General features: G+C 51.6%; 5 protein-coding genes and 3 tRNA genes. 4 read left to right on the top strand and 4 right to left on the bottom strand.

The features are described from left to right. Positions 1–69: 69 nt before the first annotated feature. Positions 70–145, bottom strand: a tRNA-Val gene (locus COO59_RS17805). 271 nt (positions 146–416) lie between these two features. Between COO59_RS17805 and gltX the strand changes: the two genes are divergently transcribed. Beyond that, complete coding sequence (gltX, locus tag COO59_RS17795; RefSeq protein ID WP_103061066.1) at positions 417–1832, top strand: glutamate--tRNA ligase; 1416 nt, start codon at positions 417–419, stop codon at positions 1830–1832. A gap of 49 nt (positions 1833–1881) precedes the next feature. On the opposite strand, the gene COO59_RS17790 is transcribed toward gltX, so the two are convergent. Together COO59_RS17790 and COO59_RS17785 are read right to left on the bottom strand one after the other, a co-directional pair. Next, entirely contained in the window at positions 1882–2235 is a 354-nt protein-coding gene (locus COO59_RS17790; protein WP_103061065.1) for a YfeC-like transcriptional regulator, read from the bottom strand. Between the two features lie 125 nt (positions 2236–2360). After that, a complete protein-coding gene (locus tag COO59_RS17785) occupies positions 2361–3149 on the bottom strand; it encodes a formate/nitrite transporter family protein (protein WP_103061064.1) in 789 nt (262 codons plus the stop codon). A gap of 421 nt (positions 3150–3570) precedes the next feature. Between COO59_RS17785 and COO59_RS17780 the strand changes: the two genes are divergently transcribed. Both COO59_RS17780 and COO59_RS17775 read left to right on the top strand, forming a co-directional pair. Then, a tRNA-Ala gene (locus COO59_RS17780) sits at positions 3571–3646 on the top strand. A 42-nt stretch (positions 3647–3688) separates the two neighbouring features. Continuing rightward, positions 3689–3764 (top strand) — tRNA-Ala (locus tag COO59_RS17775). Positions 3765–3982: 218 nt separating this feature from the next. On the opposite strand, the gene COO59_RS17770 is transcribed toward COO59_RS17775, so the two are convergent. Then, the gene (locus COO59_RS17770) at positions 3983–5170 is read right to left on the bottom strand and encodes a NupC/NupG family nucleoside CNT transporter (RefSeq protein ID WP_103061063.1); all 1188 of its coding nucleotides are present in this window, start codon (positions 5168–5170) and stop codon (positions 3983–3985) included. Positions 5171–5530: 360 nt separating this feature from the next. Here COO59_RS17770 and COO59_RS17765 point away from each other — a divergent pair, with 360 nt between their 5' ends. Beyond that, a complete protein-coding gene (locus tag COO59_RS17765) occupies positions 5531–6775 on the top strand; it encodes an Nramp family divalent metal transporter (protein ID WP_103061062.1) in 1245 nt (414 codons plus the stop codon). Positions 6776–6812: the final 37 nt, after the last annotated feature.

Below are 6812 nucleotides of genomic sequence, written 5' to 3'. Positions count from 1 at the left end.
GGTGCTCTACCAACTGAGCTAATCACCCATCTTTTATCATCTGTCTTACACTGCGGGCCATCTTAAAGATGGTGGGTGATGACGGGCTCGAACCGCCGACCCCCTCCTTGTAAGGGAGGTGCTCTACCAACTGAGCTAATCACCCCCGCTGTGTGGAGTCGCATTATAGGGAGAGTTGGCATCGAGTCAACGCTTTTTAAAACGAAAATGTTTGTTCGTCTTAAAATTAGGCAGCGTGTCGCGCTTTTAGCCGAAACGAGCATCCGGGCGCATGAAAATTCAGCAGCATGCCGCATCAACACCGGGTTTGCCGTTGAGGAATCAGGGGCAGATGATAGAATATGCGCACTTAAACAATGCATGAAAATCATCTTTTCTGTCATTCCGCAGAAAATCTGCGCACTAAGGCAAGCTCAATGAAAATCAAAACCCGTTTCGCGCCCAGTCCGACCGGCTATCTACACGTTGGCGGCGCTCGTACCGCGCTCTATTCCTGGCTGTTTGCTCGTAATCACGGCGGTGAATTTGTCCTGCGCATTGAAGATACCGATTTGGAACGCTCCACGCAGCAGGCCATCGATGCCATTATGGATGGCATGAACTGGCTGAATCTGGACTGGGATGAGGGTCCGTATTATCAGACCAAACGTTTCGATCGCTACAACGCGGTGATTGACGAGATGCTGGAAGCGGGTACGGCCTATAAATGCTACTGCTCTAAAGAACGTCTGGAGCAGCTGCGCGAAACGCAAATGGCGAACGGAGAAAAACCGCGCTACGACGGTCGCTGCCGTGACAGCCATGAACATCATGCTGATAATGAACCGCACGTGGTGCGTTTTTGTAACCCGCAGGAAGGTTCCGTGGTGTTTGACGATCGGATCCGTGGCCCGATCGAATTCAGTAATCAGGAGCTGGACGATCTGATTATTCGTCGTACCGATGGCTCGCCGACCTATAACTTCTGTGTGGTAATCGATGACTGGGATATGGGCATCACCCATGTGATCCGTGGCGAAGACCATATCAATAACACGCCGCGTCAGATTAATATTCTGCAGGCGATCGGCGCGCAGGTGCCGGTGTACGCGCACGTTTCCATGATCCTGGGCGACGATGGGAAAAAGCTCTCCAAGCGTCACGGCGCAGTAGGCGTAATGCAGTATCGTGACGATGGCTATCTGCCGGAAGCGCTACTTAACTATCTGGTGCGTCTGGGCTGGTCCCACGGCGATCAGGAGATTTTCACGATTGAAGAGATGAAACAGCTGTTTTCTCTGGATGCGGTCAGCAAATCCGCCAGCGCTTTCAACACCGAGAAGCTGCAGTGGCTGAACCATCACTACATTAATAGTCTGCCGCCGGAATATGTCGCTACGCATCTGCAATGGCACATTGAGCAGGCGCAAATCGATACCCGTACCGGTCCTGAACTGGCGCAGCTGGTGAAGCTGCTTGGCGAACGTTGTAAAACGCTGAAAGAAATGGCCACCAGCTGCCGCTATTTCTATGAAGACTTCGAGACCTTTGATGCGGATGCAGCGAAAAAACATCTGCGCCCGGTTGCGCGTCAGCCGCTGGAAGCGGTGCGTGATAAACTGGCGGCCATTAGCGACTGGACGGCGGAAAATATTCATCATGCTATTCAGGCGACGGCAGACGAGCTGGAAGTGGGCATGGGCAAGGTGGGGATGCCGCTGCGCGTGGCGGTAACCGGAGCAGGGCAGTCACCGGCGCTGGACGTGACGGTGCAGGCGATCGGCCGTTCCCGTGCCGTGGCGCGTATTGAAAAAGCGCTGACCTTTATTAGCGAGCGTGAAGCTCAGGGCTAAATCCCTTTCGCGAGACATAAAAAAACCGGAAGCATGCTTCCGGTTTTTTTTACTTGCTGTCAATGTCCAGCCGCTGAAGAAGTCCTTTAACACCTTCACGCAGCAGCCATTTTTCCAGGTCTTCCTGTTCTTGCGTTGTCATCTGTTGAACAAAAGAACTCAGCAGCGCGGACAGCGTATTGGATCTTGCCAGATAGGCGCCAGCCGGTTCCGCAGCATGGCGCGTATCGTCCAGAAAGGCCGTTACCCTTTCATCGATTTTTACCACGCGCGCTTTACCACCTTGTACGCCGGGCTTGGGCTTCGTTATCCAGTGCTCGCGCTTAATCCATTTGTTGATTGTCTGACGCGTATAGCCTGTCCGTTGGGCAAGCTCATCCGGCGTTAACCATTCCTCTTTCACGTTTCATTCCCTGTAAACTTAAGCAACAGGCAAATATATTACATGAAAACGTCACGCGATTAACTAACGTAGCTCACTAACGGAAAAGGTTATGTCCACCGCCCGCGGGCAGAGGACAGGTTAGATCAACGTGAAGTTGTGGCGCTTTCTACAGCAGGACGGAAAGCGAGGAAGTAGGCGAGACCGACGAAAACCGCACCGCCAACGCCATTGCCAAGAAAGACGGCGATAAAGTTCGGCACATATTCGGCCCAGCTAAGCTGACCGGCAAAGATCGCCGCCGGAACGATAAACATATTGGCAACCACGTGCTGAAAGCCGATAGCCACAAATGCCATCACCGGGAACCAGGCGCCGAAGATTTTGCCTACCATATCTTTACTGGCGAAGGCCAGCCAGATGGCAAGGCAGACCAGCCAGTTACAGCCGATGCCGGAGATAAAAGCGTGCATAAAATCTGCATTAACTTTTGCAGTGGCGATCGCCACGGTTTTATTCAGGTAATCGCCTTCGGTCATGCCAAGAACATGACCAAAAAACCAGGCAACGGCCACGCTGCCGATAAAGTTAGCGATGGTGACCCAGAACCAATTACGCAGTACGCTGAAGCCGCTTACCTGGCGGGCGAACCAGGCAATAGGTAACGCCAGCATATTGCCGGTCAGCAGCTCGCCACCGGCAAGAATAGTCAGGATCAGGCCAACCGGGAAGACGGCAGCGCCAAGGAAGCCGCCGAAAGAACCCCAGTCCGCTGGCAGCTTATTAATCACGTGTAGATCGAGCAGAAAACCGGTCGCAATAAATGCGCCAGCCATAAAGCCAAGAATTAACAGGGATGAAATGGAGAGACGGCTTTTCGCCACGCCAGACTGAATAGCAATGGCAGCGATTTCTTTAGGTGAATGCAAGGACATAATAGCTCTGGTGTTAGTCAAAAAAGAGGGATGGTGGCTTTCGCTTCTCGTCGGCGGCAGGACGCAGCCAGGGCGGATTCGATCAACCAATAAATTAATTAGCGCGCGAAGTTTTGCATAGCAGATTAACAATAACAAGCAACATTTTATAAATACATTAACGCAAAATTAACAACGGAGCGGATGTTGGCAGGTCCAGCCAGTAATAAATCTTTCCGCAACGGCAACCCACGTGATAGTCAGCAGTCAGAAGCGCATTTTAAGGAAGATTATCTGGTAGTAATGGTCCTGAACGCTGGCGAGGTTAAATCCCGTTTGACGTCTTTTTCAGCGATCAAACACAGTTTTTGAATTTGCCGTTGACACCCTGGAGGCGGTTTCATATCATGCGCTCCGTCAACACGACACGATTATCCGGTATGGGGCTATAGCTCAGCTGGGAGAGCGCTTGCATGGCATGCAAGAGGTCAGCGGTTCGATCCCGCTTAGCTCCACCAAATCTTATCCCAACAGGTTTGGTAACGGTAATCATCTGATGTGGGGGTATAGCTCAGCTGGGAGAGCGCTTGCATGGCATGCAAGAGGTCAGCGGTTCGATCCCGCTTATCTCCACCATTTTCCTTTCGGTTTTACTTTCTCTTTCTTTCCAGTTGTTATTATCTGCTTATCTGCTTATCTGCTTATCTGCTTATCTGCTTATCTGCTTATCTGCTTATCTGCTTATCTGCTTATCTGCTTATCTGCTTATCTGCTTATCGCCGTCTGTTTAAATGCCTTAACCGCGCGCATAAAAAAACCGGGCCAGGCCCGGTTTTTTATCGTAGCTGAGGCGATCAGGAAAGCACCAGCCCGGCAATGGAAGCAGACAACACGCTGACCAGCGTAGAGCCATACAGCAGCTTCAGGCCAAAGCGTGACACCACGTTGCCCTGTTCCTCATGCAAACCTTTGATCGCACCAGCAACGATACCGATAGAAGAGAAGTTAGCAAAAGAGACCAGGAACACTGAAAGAATGCCTTCACCGCGTGGAGAAAGATGTCCGGCAATTTTTTGCAGATCCATCATGGCCACAAACTCATTGGAAACCAGCTTGGTCGCCATAATACTGCCAACCTGCAGCGCTTCGCTGGCAGGTACGCCCATCACCCAGGCGAAGGGGAAGAAGACGTAGCCCAGCACGCCCTGGAAGCTGATGCCGAAAATAGCGTCAAACAGTGCGTTAATTCCGGAAATCAGCGCAATAAAGCCAATCAGCATCGCCGCAACGATAATCGCCACGCGGAAACCGGCAAGAATATATTCGCCCAGCATCTCAAAGAAGCTTTGGTCTTTATGCAGGTCGTTCAGCTGTAAATCTTCTTCGCTATCGATACGATAAGGGTTAATCAATGACAGCACGACAAAGGTACTGAACATATTCAGCACCAGCGCGGCCACCACATATTTAGGCTGCAGCATAGTCATATAGGCCCCCACGATAGACATGGAGACGGTAGACATCGCGGTTGCGGCCATGGTGTACATCCGGCGCTGCGACATCTGACCCAGAATATCCTTATAGGCGATAAAGTTTTCTGACTGTCCCAAAATCAGTGAGCTGACCGCGTTAAAGGATTCCAGCTTGCCCATGCCGTTGACTTTCGACAGTACCGTGCCGATAGCGCGAATAACGATAGGCAGAATGCGAAAATGCTGCAAAATACCAATCAGGGCGGAGATAAAGACGATAGGGCAGAGAACATTCAGGAAGAAGAACGCCAGACCTTTATCATTCATCCCACCGAATACGAAGTTGGTCCCTTCAGCAGCGTATTTCAGCAGATAATCAAACAGGCCGGCAAAGCCTTTCACGAATCCCAGGCCAGCTTCTGAGTTAAGGAAGAACCAGGCAAGCAGAACCTCAATCACCAACAGCTGTATGATAAAACGGACGCGGATACTTTTACGATCGTGGCTTACCAGCAATGCCAGTAACGTAACCACCACCAGCGCCAGAACAAAATGCAAAATGCGGGACATGTATGCTCCAAATTTGAGGCAGGTTATATTTCGCTGCGTATTCTATGTAACACCGAGCGTAAAAACGAGATCAAGTCCACAATATAACAATTGCCTGTCGTACCGCGCATCAGAAAAGTCAGTCCGATCACAACTGTAACACTGATTAAAAAAAACACATCCGTATTGTTAACATTTTCGGGTTGGCCTACAGTTAGTGGGTTGATGTTTTTTAAACAGTTGGCTATTGTGAACAAAAATATAGCCTTTGCTATACTTTATAGCGCGGGCTATCACAGCGATAACGACAACCCTATTTTACCTGGGCTTAACTCCCTTTAAGCTGTAAGGGCAACATAACTTCCAGACAGGATAATGACTATGTTAGAAAGCCGCACCGCGGAACGAGCAGCACGCGGAGCCCGTAAGATAAAGCTGGCTTTGCTGGGGCCGGCTTTTATTGCGGCAATTGGCTATATCGATCCTGGTAACTTTGCCACCAATATTCAGGCGGGCGCATCCTACGGCTATAAGCTGCTGTGGGTGGTGGTATGGGCCAATATTATGGCAACGATTATCCAGCTGATGTCCGCCAAGCTGGGCATCGCCACCGGCAAAAATCTCGCTGAACATATTCGCGATCGCTTTCCGCGCCCGGCAGTTTGGTTTTACTGGGTGCAGGCGGAAATTATCGCCATGGCGACCGATCTGGCAGAGTTTATCGGCGCCGCGCTCGGTTTTAAAATGCTGCTGGGTATCTCGCTGTTACAGGGCGCGGTACTTACCGGCATCGCCACCTTTTTAATTTTAATGCTGCAAAGTCGCGGACAAAAGCCGCTGGAACTGGTTATCGGTGGGCTGCTGCTGTTTGTTGCCGCCGCCTATATCGTTGAGCTGTTCTTTTCCCAGCCGCAAATGAGCGAGCTGGTGCGCGGAATGGCGCTGCCTTCGCTGATGTCGGCTGACGCGGTGTACCTCGCGGCGGGCGTGCTGGGCGCAACCATTATGCCGCACGTGATTTATCTGCACTCTTCCCTGACGCAAAATGGCGGACGCGGCAGCTCGCGCAGTGAGCGTTACTCCTCCACCAAGCTGGACGTGGCGATTGCCATGACCATTGCCGGTTTTGTTAATCTGGCGATGATGGCAACGGCGGCGGCGGCCTTTCATTTCAACGGTCATTTCGGCGTGGCGGATCTCGATCAGGCTTACCTGACGCTGAAGCCTTTGCTGGGCAATGCCGCGGCGTTAGTCTTTGGTCTAAGCCTGGTCGCGGCGGGTCTCTCCTCCACGGTTGTCGGGACGCTGGCGGGGCAGGTAGTGATGCAGGGCTTTATCCACTTTTATATTCCGCTGTGGCTGCGCCGGACTATCACCATGCTGCCTTCTTTTGTGGTCATCATGTTGGGCTGGGATCCCACGCGCATTCTGATCATGAGTCAGGTGCTGTTGAGCTTTGGTATTGCGCTGGCGCTGATACCGCTGCTGGTATTTACCGGCAAGCAGGAGCTGATGGGAGATATGACTAACTCACGTGCCATGCAAATCGCAGGCTGGGTGATTGTCGCGCTGGTAGTCGCACTGAATATTTACCTGCTGATCGGGGAAGCGCTGGGCCCTGGTTGAAACTAAGCGCCGTAACGACGGCGCTTATTTTTTTACA

This window comes from Mixta theicola (assembly GCF_002895925.1).
Taxonomy (GTDB): Bacteria; Pseudomonadota; Gammaproteobacteria; order Enterobacterales; family Enterobacteriaceae; genus Mixta; species Mixta theicola.
The sequence above is the reverse complement of the archived record's forward strand: the minus strand, read 5'-3'. Positions and strand labels throughout refer to the sequence as shown.

Coding starts and splice junctions, on each gene's coding strand:
- gltX (WP_103061066.1), top strand. CDS start 417: ATGAAAATCAAAACCCGTTTCGCGCCCAGTCCGACCGGCTATCTACAC.
- COO59_RS17785 (WP_103061064.1), bottom strand. CDS start 3,149: ATGTCCTTGCATTCACCTAAAGAAATCGCTGCCATTGCTATTCAGTCT.
- COO59_RS17770 (WP_103061063.1), bottom strand. CDS start 5,170: ATGTCCCGCATTTTGCATTTTGTTCTGGCGCTGGTGGTGGTTACGTTA.
- COO59_RS17765 (WP_103061062.1), top strand. CDS start 5,531: ATGTTAGAAAGCCGCACCGCGGAACGAGCAGCACGCGGAGCCCGTAAG.